A 20,186-nucleotide genomic window follows, 5' to 3' on the forward strand; every position below is an offset into this window, starting at 1 on the left:
GGCTCTCAGACCCCCCAGATATCGCGGGCATATTCGCTGATCGTGCGATCGGACGAGAACCAGCCTACGTTGGCAATGTTGCTGAGTGCCGCAGCGCGCCACCCAGCCTGGTTTTCCCAGCGCCGATCGATCTTGCGCTGGGCGGCGTGGTAGCTGTCAAAATCGGCGGCGACCATGAACCAGTCGTGATCATAGATGCCCCCCATCAGGCCCTTGTAACGATCAGGATCGTCGGGCGAGAACACGCCGGTGGCGATGGCCTGCAGCGCCTGCTGCAATTCGCGCGAGTTTTCGATGATCTCGCGCGGGTTGTAGCCATTGGCGCGCTTGTCTTCGACTTCGTCGGCGGTGAGGCCGAAGATTTCGATGTTGGCATCGCCGACATGCTCCTTGATCTCGACGTTGGCGCCATCGAGCGTGCCGATGGTCAGCGCACCGTTGAGGGCGAACTTCATGTTGCCAGTGCCCGAGGCTTCCATGCCTGCGGTAGAGATCTGTTCTGACAGGTCAGCCGCCGGGATGATCTTTTCCGCAAAGCTGACGTTGTAGTTCGGCACGAACACGACCTTGAGCAACCCGCCCACCGAAGGATCGGAATTGACGCGGCGGGCGATGTCGTTCGACAGTTTGATGATCAGTTTGGCGTTGTGATAGCTTGACGCTGCCTTGCCACCGAAGATTTTCACGCGCGGCACCCAGTCCCGTTCTGGGTGGCTGCGGATCTGATCATAGAGCGCGACCGTTTCGATCAGGTTGAGCAACTGGCGCTTATATTCGTGGATGCGTTTGATCTGTACGTCGAACAAGGCATCGGGATCGAGCCGGATGCCCATCAGGTCCTTGATATGCTTTGACAAGGCGATCTTGTTCGAGCGCTTAACCTCGGCAATGCGTTCACCCAGTTGCGCGTCTTCGGCCAGAGCATTGAGGTCTGACAGCCGGTTGGTGTCATCGAGGAAAGCATCGCCGATGGCGTCTTTCAACACCGAGGTGAGGCCCGGATTGCACTGTTGCAGCCAGCGGCGCGGGGTGACGCCGTTGGTCTTGTTGTTGATGCGGGTGGGATAGAGCTTGTGGAGGTCTGAGAAAACCGTGGTCTTCATCAGATCGGTGTGGAGTGCGGCCACGCCGTTGATGCTGTGCGCGCCAGTGAAGGCCAGATTGGCCATGCGCACGCGGCGTTCCCCGCCTTCATCGATCAGGCTGATGGCGGCGATGGCGGCATCGTCCATCCCGGCCTTGCGCGCTTCACGCAGGACGCGGCTGTTGATCGCATAGATGATCTGCATGTGGCGCGGCAGCAGCCGTTCAAACAGCGGCAGCGGCCACGATTCCAGCGCTTCGGGCAGGAGCGTGTGGTTGGTATAGGCAACGGTGGCCTTGGTCAGTTCCCACGCTTCGTTGAATTCCAGCCCGTGTGCATCGACAAACAGGCGCATCAGTTCGGCCACGGCCACCGCAGGGTGGGTGTCGTTGAGCTGGATCGCGGCCTTATCCGGTAGCGTGCGGATATCGCCGTGGTGCTGCATGTGGCGACGCACGATGTCCTGGATCGAGGCGGAGGTGAAGAAATACTCCTGCCGCAGCCGCAGTTCCTGTCCGGCGGGGGTGGAGTCCGCCGGGTAAAGCACGCGCACAAGGCTGTCGGCGCGGACTTGTTCGGCCATCGCGCCCATATGATCGCCTGCATTGAAGGCATCAAGCTTGAGCGGATCGAACGAATGGGCGGTCCACAGCCGCAGCGTGTTCACCCGCTTGCCACGCCATCCGACGACGGGTGTGTCTACCGCGCTGGCTTCAACCTTTTCGGCCGGACGCCATTCCACGCCATCGCCGGTTTCGACAACTTCACCGCCGAAGCCGATGATATAGGCGCTTTCGCGGCGATCGAACTCCCATGGATTGCCGTGGGACAGCCAGGTTTCGGGCAGTTCGACCTGCCAGCCATCATCAATCCGCTGGCGGAACATGCCGTTCACATAGCGGATGCCATAGCCGTAGGCGGGGATGCCGAGGCTGGCGAGGCTTTCCATGAAGCAGGCGGCGAGGCGGCCGAGGCCACCGTTGCCCAGCGCTGCATCGGGTTCGATATTCTCCAGCGCGGCGAGGTCAAAACCGTGTTCGCGCAGCGCCTTTTCCATGTCGCGCGTCAGGCCCATGTTGGACAGCGCATCGCGCAACAGTCGGCCGATCAGGAATTCGAGGCTGAGGTAATAGACCCGCTTTGCGCCCTGATCATAAGCTTCACGCGTGGATTCCATCCAGCGGTCGATGATTGCATCGCGCAGGGTCAGGACCGTTGCGGTGTACCAGTCATGCGGCTTGGCGGCGCGTTCGTCCTTGCCCACGCGCTTGCGCAGCACGTCGATGATCTGGGCGTCAAGTTCCGCCGCTTTGGAATTGGTATCGAGGGTCATGGTACACGTTCCACCCTGCTTGCCCCGGCATCCGGGCGGAACTTGCCCGCCTTCTGCCAATGCGTGTTGCACCGGCCCTTCAGTTCCGCAGGCTTTTTTCCGTTAGGGACAATTGCAAAGGCAACCGTCCGCAAGCTCTGCAGGAATCCATCGATCTCTCTTTGATTGGGTATGACAGCCTGTACCCGGTGGGCAAGCGCCAATCTTCCTGTCAGCGCGCAATGTTCAGACGTTATGGTATTGCGCACAGCATCGCTATGGTTGCGGTCTATCGCTTTGGTCTGAAATTTCATTCCGCGCCCGTTGTCCCTCTCGACTCCTTTCTACGCACATCGAGGGCATGATAGGCAAGGAATACGTCTGCGCTTCAAAGCACGCGCCGCAAGACATTGTCCTTGATGATAAAATGATGGTGCAGTGCGGCCGCCACATGCAGCGCAACCAAGCCTGCCATCAGGTATCCGAGCACTTCATGTCCTTCGTGCGAAACCTCGGCGATGGCAGAGCCTTTGGCAATGGCAAGCTTGGGCCAGTCGAACAGGCCCCAGATGCTGATCGGATATTTGCTGTTGGCCGAAGACATGATCCAACCCGTCACCGGCAGAACCAGCATCAGCACATAGAGAACGATATGGGTCAGCTTGGCCACAAGACGCTGCAAATTGCCCATGGTGGCGGGCCATTCTGGCATCGTCCATGTCATGCGCCAACCGATCCGTGCGAGCGATAGCACAAGAATTACCATCCCGGTGCCCTTGTGCAGCGGAAAGGGGTTCCAGATATCCTCCAGCGCGTCGCCAGCGATTCCGGTAACAAGGTTGAAAATCAGCAAGGCGGCAATCGCGGCGTGCAGTGTTCGGGCGATGGCATTGTAACGCGCCATGTCCTGATTGCCTGCTAGGGTAGCCATACCAAAGTTCTCCGCTTTGCACGCGATAGGTAGGGTGTGCCGAAGAGTTCTGGCACGAACCAGTCTCGTATTCACCTTTTTGCTTCGTATTCAACCAATCAAAACGTCTGATACGATTTCGTCTGAAAACATTTTGGTCACCGGGCAGGCTCGAATCCTGTGTGAAATCAAAACCAAGACCGATGCCGCGCATTGGCATGCGGCAAATGACGTATGGGCGATCTTGCACTGCAAAAAATATGGTGACGCCATCATTCGATGAACCGGCCCTCAAAAGCCGGGCCATTCAGCCAACCGAGCCGGAAAGCCGGCCTAACTGAAACGTGAGGGAATATGACGACTCAGCGTCTCACCCAAGTCGAGCCTGCCGTGGTCCACAAGATGGCATCCGTCCTGCAAAGCCAGAAGCCCGAGGTCATTCAGAACCATTTCGGGATCGGTCTGAATACTTGGGTCAAGCTGCGCGAAGGAAAGGCGATCCGGCATTCGGTGGCCGTTCGCCTGCTTCAGCGGTTGCAGCGCGACCAGTTGATCTGAGGTTGATTTTTGGGTTGCATCACGTTGTGCCCTTGCGTGAACTCCCAGGGGTTGAGTTTGCCGTCGTTGCAGTGCAAAATACCCGTGCGTAGCCAAACGGACTTGGCCGAATAACACGTGAGCGCGCGGGGTCAGCTGCAATGGTCAGGGTCCGTAAGGACGGAAGCGGGCACCGCAAGGTGGTATCGCCGGGTGCACGCCTTGATGATGAGGCACGAGCAGCGGCCAAGGCTGCTCTTGCACGCAATGGCCAAGCTAAACCTGCGGTGCTTGCCGCAATTCTGGGAGCCTGCGCACTTATCCTGGCGATCTGGTATGGTTCCGCTGGAGGAGGGATATCCAGACTGCAGTGGTTTTTTATCATTGCAATGGTTCTCCTGTCCGGGGCTTGCGGGTTTCTGATTTCGCGACATGTGCGTGCTGAGGCCGTATCAGGGCCGGAGCAAGACAGGCCGATACCGGAGGAGATGGCGGCGCTTTCCATCGCGCTTGATGCTGCTGTTGCAGCCAATTCGGCCAAGAGCCGGTTTCTGGCCAATGTAAGCCACGAAATCCGCTCTCCGCTCAATGCTATTTACGGCTACGCGCAATTGGTTGAGCGCGGTGCCGATGTCGATCCGCAGCACGCAGCAAAAGTGATACGCCGCAGCGCCGAACATCTGACCAACCTTGTTGAGGGCCTGCTCGATCTGGCCTCGGTAGAACAAGGCGTCATTCGCGTAGATAGCGGCGTGGTGCGTGCAGGTGCCTTGGTGCAGCAAGTGGCAGAGATGTTTGCACCGCTGGCTGCGCAAAAGGGCCTTGGCTTTCATTGCATTTTGCCAGAACGCATGCCCGAATTCGTGCGAATGGACGAGCGCCGTGTTCGGCAGGCGTTGATCAACCTTGTTTCAAATGCCGTGAAGTTCACAGACACCGGCGAGGTCACACTGCGCTTTTCGTGGGTTAGCCAGATGGCGACTTTTGAAGTGTCTGACACTGGCCCTGGTATTGCGCAGGATCGGCAGGAGGCGATCTTTTCGCCCTATGTCAGATCGGGACAGGGCTCAATAGCTGATGAACCGCAGGATGGGGCCGGGCTTGGCCTGGCCATTACCAGCGCTATCGCGCGCATGCTTGGCGGTGATCTTCAGGTTGACAGCGCGCCGGGCAAGGGGAGCACTTTTCGCATCAAGATGTTGGCACCGCAGGTTTCAGGCTTTGTCGACCGGCTGGCAGAGCGTTTGCGCCCGATCGGCTATTCAGGTCCGGTCCGGTCGATCTTGCTGGTCGATGATGACCGCGATCACCTTGCGGTCTTGCGTACCGCGTTGGAAGAAGTGGGCTTTGATGTGGCCCTTGCAAGTGATGGCCAGACGGCATTGGCGCTGGCTGGCGATGAAGGGGCAAAAGACCGGTTCGATGCCGCCGTACTTGATGTGAGCATGCCCGGCATGACGGGTTGGGAGGTAGCGGCCCATCTGCGTGCGGTGCACGGGAAGCCTCTCAAAATTCTGATGCTTTCTGCCAATGCGGAAGAGCGTCATGGTCTTATCGGCCAAGTTGCCGATCATGACGCTTTTCTGCTTAAGCCTGTCGAACTCGGCTCGCTGCTCGATGCAATTGGCCGACAGCTTGACCTGTCATGGAATTACCCGCAACCCGCCGCCACGCTGGATGAACCAGCGGTGACGGCCATTTCGGTTTCGGAAGTTGCCCGTGAACATGCAGAGCGGCTGAAAGTGCTTGTGCGGATCGGTCACGTGCGCGCATTGGAGGGGGAAATCCGGGCGTTGGAACAGGCGGACCCTGCTGCAGGTCCGCTGGTCGCAAAATTGTACGCCTGCCTGGACCGGTTCGATCTGGCCGCAATGGGCCAAACGCTTGAGGAGCTTTAGAAATGAGTGCGGCCAGAGGTGCGGTGGCCAGGACTGCAGCGAGCGTGCGACGAGACACTGTTCTGGTCGTCGACGATGAACCGGATTCGCTGCGCTTCCTGACAGACACCTTGGAAGGTGTAGGAATCACGGTGCTCGTGGCAATTTCTGGCGATGCTGCGCTTGACCTGTTGCAGCACATTACCCCGGACCTGATCCTGATGGATGCCGTGATGCCGGGGCTTGATGGTTTTGCAACCACCTCGCAGATCAAGGCGCGAGAAGAGTTGGCGCATGTGCCTGTGGTGTTCATGACCGGCCTGACCGAGAGTGAGCACGTGATCGAAGGGTTCGAGGTTGGCGGCGTGGATTATTTGCGCAAGCCAGTGAACGTGCATGAACTGCTGGCTCGGGTGCGCGTCCACATCGGGCATGCGCGGGCCATGCAGGCAGGGGCAGCCGGGCTTGATGCCACCGGGCGGCTGATGATGGCAATTGATACGCAGGGGCAAATGCTGTGGTGCACGCCGTTTGCCGAACAGGCCATCAACCGGGTGAGTCCTGACTGGAGCCGCGAGCAGAAGGTTCTGCCCGAATTGATCCGCGGACCCTTGACCCGGCTGCTGGCAAGGCACGAACTGGGGGCAACAGCACGGATCGAGCAGGGGGAATGTGCGCTCGAACTGGTTGTGATTGCCCACTACCGAGACAGCGAATTGCTGATCCGGCTCAACGAATTGAATCCCAAAGCCGATGTCAGCCGTCTGCAGCAAAGGCTGGCGCTGACCGATCGTGAGGCCGAGGTGCTGCTGTGGATCAGCTACGGCAAATCCAACGGCATGATTTCCGAAGTGCTGGCGATCAGTCCGCGCACCGTGCAAAAACATCTTGAGCGGATCTATGAGAAGCTGGGTGTGGAAACCCGGGCTGCGGCGGCGGCTGTAGCGATCAAGGTTCTGGGCAACTAGTCCATGATGCGCGCCCTGCAGGTGCAGCGGTTGACCGACGATCTTGGCGGATTGGCGCTGGTCAAACTGCCAATGCCAGTGGCCGGACCCGGCGAAGTGCTTGTGCAGATCGAGGCGGCGGCGCTGGGTTTCCCCGATTTGCTTATGACCCGTGGCGGGTATCAGGCAAAGCCCGACCTGCCGTTTGTGCCCGGGATGGAAGGCGCCGGCATCGTGCGGTCTGCGCCCGGCAGTAGCAGGTTTCGCGAAGGTGATCGTGTGCTCTTTGGTGGGCTTACCGGGGCTGTGGCGCAATTTGGCGTGTTCCCTGAAGCTTCGGTACTGCCGCTGCCTGAAAGCCTGAGCATGGCTGAAGGCGCGGCATTGCGTGCGGCCTATCTCACGGCGTGGGTGGCGCTGGTGCGCAGAGGCAACGCACAGCCGGGCGAATGGCTGCTGGTCAACGGTGCCGCAGGTGGTGTGGGGCTGGCAGCGGTGGATCTGGGTATGTCGCTTGGGTTGAAAGTCATCGCCGCTGCTTCGACCGAGGCAAAGCGAGCAGCGATCACGCGGCTCTATGCGCCGCATCACGTTATCGATGGCACGCAATCTTTACGGGAACAGGTGCTGGCATTAACCGCAGGGCATGGGGCGGATCTTGTTTTTGATCCGGTCGGCGGTGATGCCTTCGATCAGTCAGTCCGGTGCGTCGCCTTTGACGGGCGCGTGCTGGTGATCGGCTTTGCCGATGGCCGCATCCCGCAAATTGGCGTGAACATTCCGTTGATCAAAGGATTTTCGATCATAGGCGTGCGGGCTGGGGAGTATGGACGACGCTTTCCCGAGCGCGGAGTTGAGAACGTCACGAGCATAATGAACCTCGCCGCCAGTCGGCAGATCCGGCCGCATGTGCATGCCTGTTTCACACTTGAAAACTGGGCCGATGCCTATCGCACGATGCAAAGCCGTGATGTGATTGGCCGCAGCGTGCTGCTGTTGCACGGTGCGCTGAGCGCTAAGCCCGCAGAAGCCGTGGGTTGAGGACAAAAAAAGGGCCGCTCCGGTTCCGGGCGGCCCTTGAAAAGTTTGGGAGAGGATGCCTGAAAGGCACGTTTTGAATGATCCTGACCCGCTCATTTCGCAAGTGCGAATTGAGGAACTGTCTTTGCGTTTTTTTGCAACTGGAGGCTCGGATCGCATCGATTTTCAACAAGAATGTCAAATTGTTTCATTTTATCAACACAATCCCCTGACCATTCCAACGCCACTTCACCGGGAACTGGGCTTCAAGAATATTGCACCTGCACAATTGGACAGGGGTATGTCTGCACGCATTTGCCCAGTTGCGCCTTTGGATCATGATTGCTATCAATCATAACAGAATGGGAGAGCAAGCATGAAATTTGAACGCATAAATCCCCTGACCGGTGCTGCAGCTTCCGCTGCGGAAGCGATGCAAGCCTCTGATATTCCTGCAATCGCCACGAAAGCTGCGTCAGCTTTTCCTGCTTGGGCCGCGATGGGACCGAATACACGACGTGCCATCCTGATGAAGGCGGCTGCCGCGCTCGAGTCGCGCGCTGATGCTTTTGTTGAGGCGATGATGGGTGAGATCGGCGCGACCAAGGGTTGGGCGTTGTTCAACTTGGGCCTTGCCGCCAGCATGGTCCGCGAAGCTGCTGCTTTGACGACACAGATCGCTGGCGAAGTCATCCCTTCGGACAAGCCGGGCTGCCTTGCCATGGCACTGCGTGAGCCGGTCGGCGTCATTCTGGGTATCGCCCCGTGGAACGCGCCGATCATCCTGGGCGTGCGAGCCATTGCGGTGCCGCTGGCCTGTGGCAACGCGGTGATCCTGAAGGCAAGCGAACAGTGCCCACGCACCCATTCGCTGATCGTCGAAGCTTTTGCAGAAGCTGGTTTCCCCGATGGCGTCGTGAACGTCGTAACCAATGCTCCAGCCGACGCGCCGGATGTGGTCGGCGCGCTGATTGATGCGCCCGAGGTGAAGCGGATCAACTTTACCGGTTCGACTGCGGTTGGCCGGATCATCGCCGTTCGCGCCGCGCAGCACCTGAAGCCGTGCTTGCTCGAACTGGGCGGCAAGGCTCCGCTAATCGTGTTGGAAGACGCCGATCTGGATGAAGCAGTGAAGGCCGCAGCCTTTGGCGCGTTCATGAACCAGGGCCAGATCTGCATGAGCACCGAGCGGATCATCGTAGTTGAAGCGGTTGCCGATGAATTTGCCGCAAAGTTCAAGGCCAAGGTTTCGGGTATGGCGGTAGGTGATCCCCGTGAGGGCACCACGCCGCTGGGCGCAGTAGTCGATGCCAAGACGGTGGCCCATTGCCAGAGCCTGATCGAAGACGCGCTGGCTAAGGGCGCAGAACTGCTCACAGGTGGCGAGACGACGCACAACGTGCTGATGCCCGCCCACGTCGTCATTGGCGTGACGCAGGACATGAAGCTGTTCCGTGATGAAAGTTTCGGCCCGGTCGTCGGCGTGATCAAGGCGCGGGACGAGGCCCATGCGATCGAACTGGCGAACGACACCGATTATGGTCTGTCAGCCGCAGTGTTCACCCGTGACACCGCGCGGGGCCTGCGTGTGGCGCGCCAGATCAAGTCCGGCATCTGCCACGTGAATGGTCCCACCGTCCATGACGAAGCGCAGATGCCTTTCGGTGGTGTTGGCGCGTCTGGCTATGGCCGCTTTGGCGGGAAAGCCGGGATCGACAGCTTTACCGAACTGCGCTGGATCACGATGGAAACGCAGCCCGGTCACTTCCCTATTTAAAGCGCCACTTCCCGATTTGATTTGAAGACTTTCTTTAAGGACCAACCATGACCGAACAGCAGAAAATCGAACGCTCGGAAGAAGATACGGTAGCCTTCACCGTGGAAGACGGCATTGCATGGGTGAAGTTCAACCGCCCGGAAAAGCGCAATTGCATGAGCCCCAAGCTCAACCGCCGGATGAAGGCCGTGCTGGAAGAGCTGGAATTCCGCGACGACGTGCGCGTGCTGGTGCTGACCGGTGAGGGCGATGCCTGGACCGCTGGCATGGACCTGAAAGAATACTTCCGCGAAACCGAAGCGCAGGGCCTTGGCATGGTGCGCAAATCGCAGCGCGAAAGCTATGGCTGGTTCGAACGCTTGCGCTGGTACGAAAAGCCCACTGTGGCGATGATCAACGGCTGGTGCTTCGGCGGCGGCTATGGCCCGCTGTTCGGCTGCGATATCGCCATCGCTTCGGAAGACGCGCAGTTCGGCCTGTCCGAAATCAACTGGGGCATTCTTCCCGGCGGCGGCGCATCGAAGGTTGCGCAGGAGCTGATGCCGTTCCGCAAGGCGATGTACCACGCGATGATGGGCGAAAACCTGACCGGCAAGCAGGCTGAAGAGCAGGGCCTTGTTACCGAGGCTGTGCCGGCTGACAAGCTGAAGGCGCGCGTGCTCGAAATCTGCGAAGTACTCAAGAAGAAGGACAGCCACGCCCTTCGCGCCACAAAATGGACCGTGCGCCGTATGGTCGACATGACCTATGACAACGGTCTGGAATACCAGATCCGCGCGCAGGAAGCGCTGCACAGCTTTGGTGGCGCGGCTGCCCGCAAGGAAGCGACCCGTCAGTTCCTTGATGAAAAGAGCTTCAAGCCAGGGCTCGAAACCTTTGACGTGAGCAAGGTTAAGGGCTGATCCAGTCTGGCTTAGCTGAAACAGACAGCCCCGGTTGTGCAGGCGACCGGGGCTTTTCTGTGGGCAACAGGCTGTTAAGGTGATCGCGATCAATCTCCTCTGGAAAGCCGATCTTGCCCAATCATTACGATGCCCTGATCATTGGCGGCGGCCATAATGGCCTGACCTGTGCATTCTACCTTGCCCGGGCAGGGATGCGGGTGCGCGTGCTGGAACGGCGACATATAGTGGGCGGCGCGGCCGTTACCGAGGAGTTTCACCCCGGCTTTCGCAATTCCACTGCCAGCTACACCGTCAGCCTGTTTCAGCCCAAAGTCATCGCCGACATGGCGCTGCACGATCATGGCTATCGCGTGGTGGAACGGCAGCTTTCCAACTTCCTGCCCTTTGCCGACAGTTATCTGAAACTGGGCGGCGGGGAAGGGCGCACGCAGGCCGAATTCGCGCGCATTTCTCCGCCGGATGCGCAAGCCTACCCGCGCTATGATGCAGCGCTTGGGAGATTGGCCGATGTTCTGCGCGATCTGGCGCTCAAGACGCCGCCAAACCTGGGCGGCGGGATCAGCGCGTTGCAATCGGCTGCACGACAAGGCTGGCCGCTGGCCAAGCTTGATGCGGCCACGCAGCGCGACCTGCTGGAAATCTTCACCCGATCAGCGCGCGAGTTCCTAGATAGCTGGTTTGTCGATGACCGGGTGAAGGCAGCATTCGCTTTCGACGCCGTGGTCGGCAACTTCGCCGGAGTTTCCACCCCCGGTTCGGCTTATGTGCTGCTGCATCACGTGTTTGGCGAAGTGAACGGCAAGGCAGGCGTGTGGGGCCATGCGATTGGTGGCATGGGGGCGATCACGCAGGCGATGGCCAAGGCTTGTGTTAAGGCCGGTGTCGAAATCAGTCTTGAGGCTCCGGTGGCTAAAGTGCTCGTCAACAACGGCAAGGCAGCAGGCGTGCGGTTGGAAAGCGGTGAGGAGCTTTTTGCACCCATTGTTGCTGCCAATGTCGGCCCGGCGCTGCTCTTTCGGCAGATGGTGGAACCAAGCGATCTGGATGCCGATTTCCGCAAGCGCATTGCGGGATACAAGACCGGGTCAGGCACGTTCCGAATGAATGTTGCGCTATCAGAATTGCCTGATTTCAGCGTATTGCCGGGCAAAGTTAAGGCAGAGCACCATACAGCTGGAATCGTAATCGCACCCGGCATGGATTACATGGATCGCGCCTTTGATGATGCCAAAGCCTGTGGCTGGTCACGCGAACCGATCGTGGAAATGCTGATCCCTTCTACGCTGGACGAAAGTCTTGCCCCGAAGGGCTGTCATGTGGCCAGCCTGTTCTGCCAGCAGTTTGCGCCGACTTTGCCCGATGGCCGATCATGGGATGACTGCCGAGAAGAGGTGGCGGACCTGATCATTGATACGGTCACCGCCCATGCGCCGAACTTCAAGGCCAGCGTGATCGCGCGGCAGATCCATTCCCCGCTCGATCTCGAACGCAAGTTCGGCCTTGTAGGAGGCGACATCTTCCACGGACGAATGAGCCTCGACCAGTTGTGGTCGGCGCGGCCCGTGCTAGGCCATGCCGATCATCGCGCGCCGGTCCGCGGGCTGTACATGTGCGGATCGGGCACGCATCCCGGTGGCGGTGTGACCGGCGCTCCAGGACATAACGCCGCGCGCGAGATCCTGCGCGACCGGTCAATGCTTTGGAAGTTGCTGCACCGGAGGTAAGGGCGGGATGCCCTTACCGGAACAAGATCAATCCAGCACTTCAGCCACTGGCGTATAGTCGTAACCCAGTTCGCGGGCGACGGCTTCATAGGTAATCTGGCCTTCGTGGACATTAAGGCCGGCCGCCAGATGCGCATCGGCCTTCAGGGCCGCTTTCCAACCCATGTTGGCAATGCGCAAGGCGTAGGGCAGAGTCACGTTGTTCAGCGCATAGGTGCTCGTGCGGGCAACGGCTCCGGGCATGTTGGCCACGCAGTAATGGACAATGCCGTCAACCACATAGGTGGGTTCGGCATGGGTGGTGGCCTTGCTCGTTTCAAAGCAGCCGCCCTGATCGATGGCGACATCGACCAGCACCGCGCCGGGCTTCATCGTGGAGAGCATGTCGCGCGTGACGAGCTTGGGCGCGGCAGCGCCGGGGATCAGCACCGCACCAATCACGAGATCGGCCTCGGCCACCAGCGCAGCCAGTGCCGCCTTGCCCGAGAACAGCGTGCGGGCGCGGCCTTCGAAGTGGTTGTCGAGCCTTTCGAGTACATCAGGATCACGATCGAGGATTGTCACGTCGGCACCAAGCCCTACGGCCATTTGTGCAGCGTTCACACCGACAACGCCGCCGCCGATCACCACAACCTTGCCCGGAAGCACACCCGGAACGCCGCCCAGCAGCACGCCGCGCCCGCCGTTGGCCTTTTCCAGCGCCGTTGCTCCCGCCTGAATTGCCATACGTCCGGCAACCTGGCTCATTGGCTTTAGCAAGGGCAGCGCATTGCCCGCGCCGGTCACGGTTTCATAAGCGATGGCGGTAACGCCGGACTTGATGAGATCGGCCGTCTGATCAGGATCAGGTGCAAGGTGAAGGTAGGTGTAAAGGATCTGACCCTTGCGTAGCATTGCACGCTCGACCGCCTGTGGTTCCTTGACTTTCACGACCATCTCGCAGCCGTCAAACACTGTCTTCGCATCAGGCTGAATTTTCGCGCCCGCAGCCTGATAGTCGGCATCGCTTGCGCCAATACCGTTGCCCGCACCGGTTTCGACCCACACTTCGTGCCCGTGCGCCGCCAGTTCGCGTACGCTTTCGGGCGTGAGGCCGACGCGGTATTCGTGGTTTTTGATTTCCCTGACAGTGCCAACGCGCATGACGAAATTCCTTTGGCTTGGGCCGAATACCCTCAATCCACAGAATACAAAGAAGTGCCCGGCAGTTCCTACCTATTTGCCCGTTTGTATTGGCACGGCGTGGTAATATATTGCGCAGATTGGCTGAAAATTGGGAAAATGCTTCATGGATCGTGCAGATGTCTCTTTACTTGAAGCGCTACAGCAAGATTCGGCAGTTTCCATTGCCGAGCTGGCAGACAAAGTCGCGCTGTCATCGTCGGCCTGTCACCGCCGGATCAAGGCGCTTGAGGCGGCTGGGGTCATTTCAGGCTATGGTGCGCGCCTCGAACCGCGCCGACTGGGGCTTTCGGTGGAGGTATTCGTCGAAATCACGCTAACCGGGCAGAGCCGTGTGATTATGGATCGGTTCGAACAGGCTGTTGGCGATTTCGACGATATTCTGGAGTGCCACTTGATGTCGGGTGCCGCTGATTATCTGTTGCGTGTGGCTGCGCAGGATCTTGAGCAATACGACCGCATCCACCGTGAATGTCTCGCGCGGTTGCCGGGTGTATCGTCGATGCAAACAAGCTTTTCGTTGCGGCGCATCAAGCAGATGCGAGGCTATCCTGTGCGTTCAGGCCTTTGATCTCGTTAACACAGATCGTCTTTACCAGCATGCAAAACGAATGAATCGCGATGCGTTCCAGCTGGGGCATGCGCGGTTCGAACGGCTTTTCGTGGCCCGCGAACACCGTCATCCCTTCCATGGAGGCAGAGATGAACAGCGCAAGTATTTCGCGGTCATCGCTATCAAGGTCGGGGCGCAGTTCGGCCACGATTTCCAGCAGTGGCGCGCGGGCGCGGACATAGAGTTCCTGCACACGTTCCAGCACAAACAAATCGTAATTGGACAGGGACCACAGTTCAGGGAAAAAGCGCGTTGTCTTCTTCGAGCGAATATCATCGAGAACCAGCGTGCAAAGACGGCGTAACCGTTCCTCTGCCGGGACGCCGGGCATGTGCATGATGGCTTCGAACTCCACCTCGTAGGCGCGGATCACGGCTTCCATCAGTTCGCGGACCAGATCTTCGCGGCTGCGATAGTGATACGTCAGATTGCCGAACTTCATGCCGCAGGCTGTCGCGACTCGGCGCATCGACATGGCTCGATAGCCTTCCTCGATCAGGATCGAAAGCGCGGTACGCAGGATCAACTCGCGCGTCTCCTGCCCCTTCAAATAGCCGCCTTCCCTTTCCGGCATGATCATGTCGGTCACTGTTATTGGGGAGCTATCCCTCTGATTCATAAATCCAATCCCGTTTTGTCTGGCTTATGTTTCGCGCACTCTACGGTCAATGCGCAAAGATAATTTAGGTCACTTGACAGGTTTGTTGCCTGTTTGACAGTATTGTCATGTCACCAGGGTCCTAAATCCAGCGTGTCAGGGAGTGCTTGCATGAGGCGGTTTGCGTTGGCTATTGCCCTATTGGCATCAGGGGGTTCCTCAGGCGGTGCTGTGCTGGCCGCAGATGCGGCGGCGGTTCCGTTCCCGAAGGCACTTGCCGAGGAACCCATTCCGGCGGTGGAAAAGCTGCCAGCGCAATGGCCGGCAAGCTGGATGCTGGTCCACGACTTCCATTTCAGCTCGCTGCTCGACGGCCGAGTCATGATCGTCGATACAGCCTCAATTGAGCGGCCAATTCGCGGAATGGTGCGCGCGGCACAGTTTGCCAACATGCTCGTGTCTCCCTCCCGCCGTGAAATCCTGACGTCGGAAACCTTTTATTCGCGGCTGACGCAAGGCGTGCGAACGGACGTAGTTACTATTTGGGACATGGCTACACTCTTGCCGAAAGGCGAAATTGTGATGCCCGGCGGAAAGCGGCAGCAGTCTGTCACTTATCCGCAAGTTTTCCAGTTCACCAATGATCAGAAGTGGGCGCTGGTTGCCAATTTTACACCTGCGCAATCGGTAAGCGTGCTCGACATCGACGAGCGCAAGGTGATCGCCGAGATAGACCTTCCAGGCTGTGCGCACCTCTATCCCACAGGCAAGCGCGGCTTTTCCAGTTTGTGCGCCGATGGTTCGCTGCTGAGCGTCACTCTGGGGCCTGATGGGCAGGCTACGGCATCAAAAACGGTTGAAAATATTCATGATGTCGACAAGCAGCCGATGTTTGGCACGCCCGCTTGGCAGGGCCAGACGGCGTGGTTTGTAAGCTACTACGGCCGCCTTCAGGCCTTCGATTTTTCCGGTAATGTCGGCAAGGCACTGCCCGGAGCCTTTGATCTGGGATCAGCCGAGGGAGCCGCGCCTGAATGGCGCCCCGGTGGCTGGCAGGTCATCGCCACTGACACGGCGGGCAAGCTCTATGTGCTGATGAGCCCAAATGGCCGTGAAGGCAGCCACAAGGACGGCGGCACAGAAGTATGGGTGGCGGACCCGGCAACAAAGACACGCACTGCCCGCATCGCGCTGCGCAGCCTTGCCACGGCCATTAACCTGACCAAGGAGGCCAAGCCGCAACTGATCGTGGCCCGCGCCGATGGTGAGATTGACGTGCACGACGCTGCAACCGGCACTTTTGTCCGTTCGCTGGGCAAGGCAGGCGGTGACAATCCTCTCGTCATCACGGCCCCATAAGATGAGCGCGCTGCCCCTATTTCTGGCGCTGGTGCTGGCAAGTTCTGCGGTTCACAAAGCGCTGTCGCGTGAGCGCTTGGCGGCTGCAGCAGCGCGGCTTAGCGGGCTTGATCGCCACGGCCAACTTGTGCTGATCGCGGCGGGCTGTCTGGAACTCGTCGCCGCTGTTTCGCTGCTTGTGCCTGCGTTGCGGCCCACGGGCACGTTGATCGCGGCGGCGGTCTGGCTGGCCTATGGCGCGGCACTGTTGCGGCTGCGCGGCCGGACGCTTGATTGCGGGTGCGATCTGGTGGCGCGGGAAAAGCCGGTCGATTGGCCCCTGATCGCACGGCCCGTGGTGCTGGCGCTGCTCGCTCTGGTCGTTTCCCTTGTCCCGCCGACAGATTTTGCGCTCGATGCCCCGTTCGCGGCGGCAGCGATGCTGGCGCTTTATCTTGCGGCCTCCGAACTCCTTGCCATTCCCCATCCTCGCTGGAGGAAATCGTGATGCTGACTTCGCAGATCCTGTTGTGGACCGTCGTGATCGTGCAAGGGCTGCTGATCGCAGCGCTTGCCCGCCAGGTCGGCATTTTGCACGAACGTATAGCGCCAGCAGGCGCGTTGACCCTGCACCAGAAGGTTGAGGTGGGCGAAGTGGCAAGCCCGATGGCCATGACCACGATCGATGGCGCACCGTTGCAGATTGCGGGCAAGCGCGCGGGCCGCAGCCAGTTGCTGTTCTTTGCCTCGCCCGATTGCCCGGTATGCAAATCGCTGCTTCCGGTGGTCCGCTCGGCAGCCAGTGCCGAGGCCGATTGGCTCGACGTGGTGCTGGCAGGCGACGGGTCGGAGGGGGAATACCGCCGTCTGCGCCAGACGCATGGGCTGGACAGCGTGCCACTGGTCCTGTCCGAAGCGCTGGGCCGCGCTTTTGGCGTGTCCAAACTGCCCTATGCGGTGCTGCTGGACGAAGCGGGCCGCGTGGCTTCGCTCGGCCTGATCAACAGCCGCGAACACCTCGAAAGCCTGTTCGAAGCCAAGGAGCGCGGCGTTGCCTCGATCCAGGATTTCCTCGCGCGCAGACAAGGAGCCTGATCCATGATCGGTTTTGACAAGTGGACTGAACGCCTGACGCGCCGCGTGGCGCGGGGCACATCACGGCGCAGTACGCTGGCGTGGCTGGGCGCAACCATTACCGGCGCAGCGGTCTTCCCTGTTCTCCCGGTTGCCCGCGCGGCCAGCGGATCACCGCATGGCGGGGGAGGGGGCCATGCACCGATGTCCTCTGGCAATCCGCAAGATCCCGGCGATCAGTCGGCCTGCGATTACTGGCGCTATTGTGCGATCGATGGCTTCCTGTGCTCGTGCTGTGGCGGTTCGGTCAGCACGTGTCCGCCCGGCACCGAAATGTCGCCGATCACGTGGGTGGGTACGTGCACCAACCCGGCCGACAAGCGCGCCTATGTAATCAGCTACAACGATTGCTGCGGCGTGTCATCGTGCGGACAGTGCCTGTGCAACCGCAACGAGGGTGACCGGCCGCAAGTGCGTCCGCAGTCGAATAACGATTACAACTGGTGCCTTGGCACTGAGAGCAGCATCTACAATTGCTCGACCGCTGTGATCATCGGCGTGGCGTCGGAGTAGTGAACTGGACGCTGCCTCTTGCTTTTGCTGTCGCTGCCGTTCTGGCGGCGGGCGCAGCTGCGGGAGCGAGCGAGAGCGTGATGCGCGGCGTGTCCGATCCGCGTCAGGCGCGCGTTGATTACATGCTCAAATGCCAGGGCTGCCATCGCCCCGATGGTGGGGGAGACGACCGGTCTAACCCGCCGATGAAGCACGTGGTGGCCCAATTTCTGAGCGAGCCGGGCGGGCGCGAATTCCTGGTCCGCGTGCCCGGCGTGTCGACAGTCGATCTCGACAATGTGCGGCTCGCCAACCTCGTCAATTGGACACTCTATACGTTTGATCCGGCACATATGCCTGCTGATTTCCGGCCCTTTACGCCGGAAGAAATCGGGCAGTTACGCCGCCAACCCCTGCGATTGGAACGCGCCGATATGAGAGCGCGACTGGTGGCAGGGTTCACGCAGGAAGAAGCAGCAACGCACACACCCTGAATGGGAGGGAAGAATGAGGGAACGTCTCTATCGTGGAATCGCGCTGGCTGGGGTAGCCGCCGCATCCATCCTCGCCGCAACGCCGGTCCTTGCACAAGAAGCGCAGGCGGAAAGCACCTTTGCTGATGGCGAAATCGTCGTCACCGCCACCAAGCGCGCCGAAAGCCTGCAGTCCGTGCCGATCTCGGTCACCGCCATTGGCGGCGATACGCTGGCCAAGTCGCGGGTGAACAGTGTAGATAGCCTCGTCACCAAAGTGGCGAACCTGCAATTGACCTCGATCGTGGGCGATAACACCCCGATTTTCAGCCTACGCGGCGTGTCGATGTCGGACTATAGCCTTAACCAGTCCAGCCCGGTGGCGACCTATTACGACGAAGTTTACAAGGGCAACTTCGCGTTCCTCGGCGTTGCCATGTACGATCTTGAACGGGTCGAAGTGCTGCGCGGCCCGCAGGGAACGCTATACGGCAAGAACACCACTGGCGGCGCGGTGAACATCATTGCGGCCCCGGCCAAGCTGGGCGAGACCAGCGGCTATGCCAACGCCGGATACGGCAACTACAACCGCATCGATCTGAACGGCGCGATCAACGTGCCGCTGGGCGAGAAGGCCGCGCTGCGCATCGCTGGCACTTTTGCCAAGGCCGATGGCTGGTTCAAAAACGTCGTTCCCGGCAAGCCGGATCTTGCCTCAACCGATGAATACGCCGTGCGGGCCACACTGAACGTGGAGGCAAGCGAGACCGTGCGCTTCGTGCTGCGCGCCTCGACCAGTTTCCAGAACCCCTACAACTACGGCATTTATGCCCAGCCCGAAGCGACCAACCGCCCCGGCTTGGGTGAGCGTGAAATTGCCTCGAACATCGATGAAAAGCGCCGCGCCCGGACCTATTCAGTGGCGCTGACCAGCACGTTTGACGTGTCCGACACGCTCACCGTCACCAGCATCACCGCGTGGGACAAGGGCAACCTGTCGTTCTACGAAGATACCGATGGCACGGCAGGCCAGTTGCTCGAAATCCCATACCGCGATCGCGCAACTCAGTTCTCGCAGGATTTGCGCCTGACCAGTGATAGCGGCGGCCCGTTCGATTTCATCCTTGGTGCGTTCTACCACCGCGAGAAGGTGTACAACCAGACCACCTTTGAAATCGGCAAGGACATCGATTCCGATGGCCAATCCGGCATCACGGCAAACGATTGCGCGGTGGGTTTGCCGCTGGGCTGCCTGTTCCGCAACCAGTTCGATCAGGTCAAGCACAGCTACGCGCTCTATTCCGATCTGAAGTATGATCTGACCGATGCGCTGACCTTGCGCGGTGGCCTGCGTTTCACCCATGACACCGGCCGCCAGACGGACTTCTCGTCCGACGCGCTGGGCGTGGATGGTTCGCTTGTGGCGAACCTGATCCCGCTTTCGGCGCTGCGATATAAGCAGGACAACCTCTCGGGCAAGATCGGCCTTGATTACAAACTTGCGGGTGGCAACCTGCTCTATGCCAGCGTCAGCCGCGGGTATCGCGCGCCCAGCTTCAATGCGCAGGCCTTCTTCGATCCGTCCGAGCTTTCGATTGCGCGCCCCGAAGAGGTCACCAGCTACGAAGCTGGCGTCAAGACGCAGTTCATGGACCGCAAGATCACGCTGAATGTCTCGGGGTTCTACTACGATTACAAGAACCAGCAGTTCATCAACGTCGATCCCACCAGCGCTGCGCAAACCCTTCTGAACATTCCCAAATCGCGCATCTTCGGCGGTGAGGCTGAACTGACGATCCGCGCCAGTGACCGCTTCACCATTCACTCGGGCCTTGGCCTGCTTTCCACCAAGATCCAGCGCGGCACAGTGAGCGGAAATAACGTTTCGGGTAACAAGCTGTCCAACGCGCCCAGCCTTACTTTCAACACCACCGTGGATCTGACGCTGTTCGATGGTGATATGGGCAAGCTCTCGATTCACCCGGACATCGCCTACCAGTCCAGCCAGTTCTTCGAAGTGCTGAACGTCCCTCGGCTAGAACAATCCGCCTATGCCATCGTCGGCGGCCACATTGATTGGGAAAGCGCCGATGGCCGGTTCAATGCATCGGTCTGGGGCAAGAACCTGACCGACAAGTTCTTCTTCACCTCGCGCGTCGATCTGCTGGCAGGCTTCGGTTTTGATTACAACCACATCGGCAATCCGCGCATGTATGGTGTGAGCGTCGGCGTGAAATTCTGATATGGGAACTACAAGGCCCCA

The 20,186-nt window shown here is 59.7% G+C and carries 20 protein-coding genes; 15 read left to right on the forward strand and 5 right to left on the reverse strand.

The window, feature by feature from the left end; genetic code table 11:
• Positions 1-5: 5 nt before the first annotated feature.
• The 3 genes from AC2A1F_RS14185 to AC2A1F_RS14195 form a co-directional block, all read right to left on the reverse strand.
• Positions 6-2,417: a glycogen/starch/alpha-glucan phosphorylase gene (locus tag AC2A1F_RS14185; RefSeq protein ID WP_484209411.1), complete on the reverse strand. Its 2,412-nt coding sequence runs from the start codon at positions 2,415-2,417 to the stop codon at positions 6-8.
• On the reverse strand, positions 2,414-2,710 hold the full coding sequence (locus AC2A1F_RS14190) for a hypothetical protein (RefSeq protein WP_484209412.1): 297 nt from the start codon (positions 2,708-2,710) through the stop codon (positions 2,414-2,416). The genes AC2A1F_RS14185 and AC2A1F_RS14190 overlap by 4 nt, the downstream gene beginning before the upstream one ends.
• Before the next feature lie 74 nt (positions 2,711-2,784).
• The gene (locus AC2A1F_RS14195; RefSeq protein ID WP_484209413.1) at positions 2,785-3,327 is read right to left on the reverse strand and encodes a cytochrome b; all 543 of its coding nucleotides are present in this window, start codon (positions 3,325-3,327) and stop codon (positions 2,785-2,787) included.
• 333 nt (positions 3,328-3,660) lie between these two features.
• Between AC2A1F_RS14195 and AC2A1F_RS14200 the strand changes: the two genes are divergently transcribed.
• The 8 genes from AC2A1F_RS14200 to AC2A1F_RS14235 all read left to right on the forward strand — a co-directional run bounded on the left by AC2A1F_RS14200 (position 3,661) and on the right by AC2A1F_RS14235 (position 12,093).
• Entirely contained in the window at positions 3,661-3,864 is a 204-nt protein-coding gene (locus tag AC2A1F_RS14200) for a hypothetical protein (protein WP_292628107.1), read from the forward strand.
• A gap of 467 nt (positions 3,865-4,331) precedes the next feature.
• Positions 4,332-5,741, forward strand: coding sequence for an ATP-binding response regulator (locus AC2A1F_RS14205; protein WP_484209414.1), 1,410 nt, complete (start codon positions 4,332-4,334; stop codon positions 5,739-5,741).
• Positions 5,742-5,743: 2 nt separating this feature from the next.
• Positions 5,744-6,688: a response regulator gene (locus AC2A1F_RS14210; RefSeq protein WP_484209415.1), complete on the forward strand. Its 945-nt coding sequence runs from the start codon at positions 5,744-5,746 to the stop codon at positions 6,686-6,688.
• A 3-nt stretch (positions 6,689-6,691) separates the two neighbouring features.
• Entirely contained in the window at positions 6,692-7,708 is a 1,017-nt protein-coding gene (locus tag AC2A1F_RS14215) for an NADPH:quinone oxidoreductase family protein (RefSeq protein WP_484209416.1), read from the forward strand.
• A 73-nt stretch (positions 7,709-7,781) separates the two neighbouring features.
• On the forward strand, positions 7,782-8,045 hold the full coding sequence (locus AC2A1F_RS14220; RefSeq protein WP_484209417.1) for a hypothetical protein: 264 nt from the start codon (positions 7,782-7,784) through the stop codon (positions 8,043-8,045).
• An 18-nt stretch (positions 8,046-8,063) separates the two neighbouring features.
• Positions 8,064-9,464, forward strand: a complete 1,401-nt coding sequence (locus AC2A1F_RS14225) for an aldehyde dehydrogenase (RefSeq protein ID WP_484209418.1) — start codon at positions 8,064-8,066, stop codon at positions 9,462-9,464.
• 47 nt (positions 9,465-9,511) lie between these two features.
• On the forward strand, positions 9,512-10,366 hold the full coding sequence (locus tag AC2A1F_RS14230) for a p-hydroxycinnamoyl CoA hydratase/lyase (RefSeq protein WP_484209419.1): 855 nt from the start codon (positions 9,512-9,514) through the stop codon (positions 10,364-10,366).
• 113 nt (positions 10,367-10,479) lie between these two features.
• Entirely contained in the window at positions 10,480-12,093 is a 1,614-nt protein-coding gene (locus tag AC2A1F_RS14235; RefSeq protein WP_484209420.1) for a phytoene desaturase family protein, read from the forward strand.
• A gap of 27 nt (positions 12,094-12,120) precedes the next feature.
• Here AC2A1F_RS14235 and ald read toward each other — a convergent pair whose 3' ends face one another.
• Entirely contained in the window at positions 12,121-13,236 is a 1,116-nt protein-coding gene (gene ald / locus AC2A1F_RS14240; RefSeq protein WP_484209421.1) for an alanine dehydrogenase, read from the reverse strand.
• Between the two features lie 145 nt (positions 13,237-13,381).
• Between ald and AC2A1F_RS14245 the strand changes: the two genes are divergently transcribed.
• Positions 13,382-13,846, forward strand: coding sequence for an Lrp/AsnC family transcriptional regulator (locus tag AC2A1F_RS14245; protein WP_484209422.1), 465 nt, complete (start codon positions 13,382-13,384; stop codon positions 13,844-13,846).
• Here the strand turns inward: AC2A1F_RS14245 and AC2A1F_RS14250 are convergent.
• Positions 13,806-14,468, reverse strand: coding sequence for a TetR/AcrR family transcriptional regulator (locus tag AC2A1F_RS14250; protein WP_484209604.1), 663 nt, complete (start codon positions 14,466-14,468; stop codon positions 13,806-13,808). The genes AC2A1F_RS14245 and AC2A1F_RS14250 overlap by 41 nt on opposite strands.
• Before the next feature lie 189 nt (positions 14,469-14,657).
• Here AC2A1F_RS14250 and AC2A1F_RS14255 point away from each other — a divergent pair, with 189 nt between their 5' ends.
• Genes AC2A1F_RS14255 through AC2A1F_RS14280 form a run of 6 tightly spaced genes read left to right on the forward strand, consistent with a single transcriptional unit; the run spans position 14,658 to position 20,165 of the window.
• Positions 14,658-15,845, forward strand: a complete 1,188-nt coding sequence (locus tag AC2A1F_RS14255; protein ID WP_484209423.1) for an amine dehydrogenase large subunit — start codon at positions 14,658-14,660, stop codon at positions 15,843-15,845.
• Between the two features lies 1 nt (position 15,846).
• The gene (locus tag AC2A1F_RS14260) at positions 15,847-16,332 is read left to right on the forward strand and encodes a MauE/DoxX family redox-associated membrane protein (protein WP_484209424.1); all 486 of its coding nucleotides are present in this window, start codon (positions 15,847-15,849) and stop codon (positions 16,330-16,332) included.
• The gene (locus AC2A1F_RS14265) at positions 16,332-16,919 is read left to right on the forward strand and encodes a thioredoxin-like domain-containing protein (RefSeq protein WP_292629236.1); all 588 of its coding nucleotides are present in this window, start codon (positions 16,332-16,334) and stop codon (positions 16,917-16,919) included. The genes AC2A1F_RS14260 and AC2A1F_RS14265 overlap by 1 nt, the downstream gene beginning before the upstream one ends.
• 3 nt (positions 16,920-16,922) lie before the next feature.
• A complete protein-coding gene (locus AC2A1F_RS14270; RefSeq protein WP_484209425.1) occupies positions 16,923-17,471 on the forward strand; it encodes a methylamine dehydrogenase light chain in 549 nt (182 codons plus the stop codon).
• Positions 17,471-17,944, forward strand: a complete 474-nt coding sequence (locus tag AC2A1F_RS14275) for a cytochrome C (RefSeq protein ID WP_484209426.1) — start codon at positions 17,471-17,473, stop codon at positions 17,942-17,944. The genes AC2A1F_RS14270 and AC2A1F_RS14275 overlap by 1 nt, the downstream gene beginning before the upstream one ends.
• Before the next feature lie 13 nt (positions 17,945-17,957).
• Positions 17,958-20,165 carry a TonB-dependent receptor gene (locus AC2A1F_RS14280; RefSeq protein ID WP_484209427.1) on the forward strand — a complete coding sequence of 736 codons (2,208 nt, stop codon included), beginning with the start codon at positions 17,958-17,960 and terminating at the stop codon, positions 20,163-20,165.
• The last annotated feature ends 21 nt before the right edge of the window (positions 20,166-20,186 follow it).

The sequence above is a fragment of the Novosphingobium sp. HNCC26BN242 genome, from assembly GCF_057180525.1.

Coding starts and splice junctions, on each gene's coding strand:
- AC2A1F_RS14185 (WP_484209411.1), bottom strand. CDS start 2,417: ATGACCCTCGATACCAATTCCAAAGCGGCGGAACTTGACGCCCAGATC.
- AC2A1F_RS14190 (WP_484209412.1), bottom strand. CDS start 2,710: ATGAAATTTCAGACCAAAGCGATAGACCGCAACCATAGCGATGCTGTG.
- AC2A1F_RS14195 (WP_484209413.1), bottom strand. CDS start 3,327: ATGGCTACCCTAGCAGGCAATCAGGACATGGCGCGTTACAATGCCATC.
- AC2A1F_RS14200 (WP_292628107.1), top strand. CDS start 3,661: ATGACGACTCAGCGTCTCACCCAAGTCGAGCCTGCCGTGGTCCACAAG.
- AC2A1F_RS14205 (WP_484209414.1), top strand. CDS start 4,332: ATGGCGGCGCTTTCCATCGCGCTTGATGCTGCTGTTGCAGCCAATTCG.
- AC2A1F_RS14210 (WP_484209415.1), top strand. CDS start 5,744: ATGAGTGCGGCCAGAGGTGCGGTGGCCAGGACTGCAGCGAGCGTGCGA.
- AC2A1F_RS14215 (WP_484209416.1), top strand. CDS start 6,692: ATGATGCGCGCCCTGCAGGTGCAGCGGTTGACCGACGATCTTGGCGGA.
- AC2A1F_RS14225 (WP_484209418.1), top strand. CDS start 8,064: ATGAAATTTGAACGCATAAATCCCCTGACCGGTGCTGCAGCTTCCGCT.
- AC2A1F_RS14230 (WP_484209419.1), top strand. CDS start 9,512: ATGACCGAACAGCAGAAAATCGAACGCTCGGAAGAAGATACGGTAGCC.
- ald (WP_484209421.1), bottom strand. CDS start 13,236: ATGCGCGTTGGCACTGTCAGGGAAATCAAAAACCACGAATACCGCGTC.
- AC2A1F_RS14245 (WP_484209422.1), top strand. CDS start 13,382: ATGGATCGTGCAGATGTCTCTTTACTTGAAGCGCTACAGCAAGATTCG.
- AC2A1F_RS14250 (WP_484209604.1), bottom strand. CDS start 14,468: ATGATCATGCCGGAAAGGGAAGGCGGCTATTTGAAGGGGCAGGAGACG.
- AC2A1F_RS14255 (WP_484209423.1), top strand. CDS start 14,658: ATGAGGCGGTTTGCGTTGGCTATTGCCCTATTGGCATCAGGGGGTTCC.
- AC2A1F_RS14260 (WP_484209424.1), top strand. CDS start 15,847: ATGAGCGCGCTGCCCCTATTTCTGGCGCTGGTGCTGGCAAGTTCTGCG.
- AC2A1F_RS14265 (WP_292629236.1), top strand. CDS start 16,332: ATGCTGACTTCGCAGATCCTGTTGTGGACCGTCGTGATCGTGCAAGGG.
- AC2A1F_RS14270 (WP_484209425.1), top strand. CDS start 16,923: ATGATCGGTTTTGACAAGTGGACTGAACGCCTGACGCGCCGCGTGGCG.
- AC2A1F_RS14280 (WP_484209427.1), top strand. CDS start 17,958: ATGAGGGAACGTCTCTATCGTGGAATCGCGCTGGCTGGGGTAGCCGCC.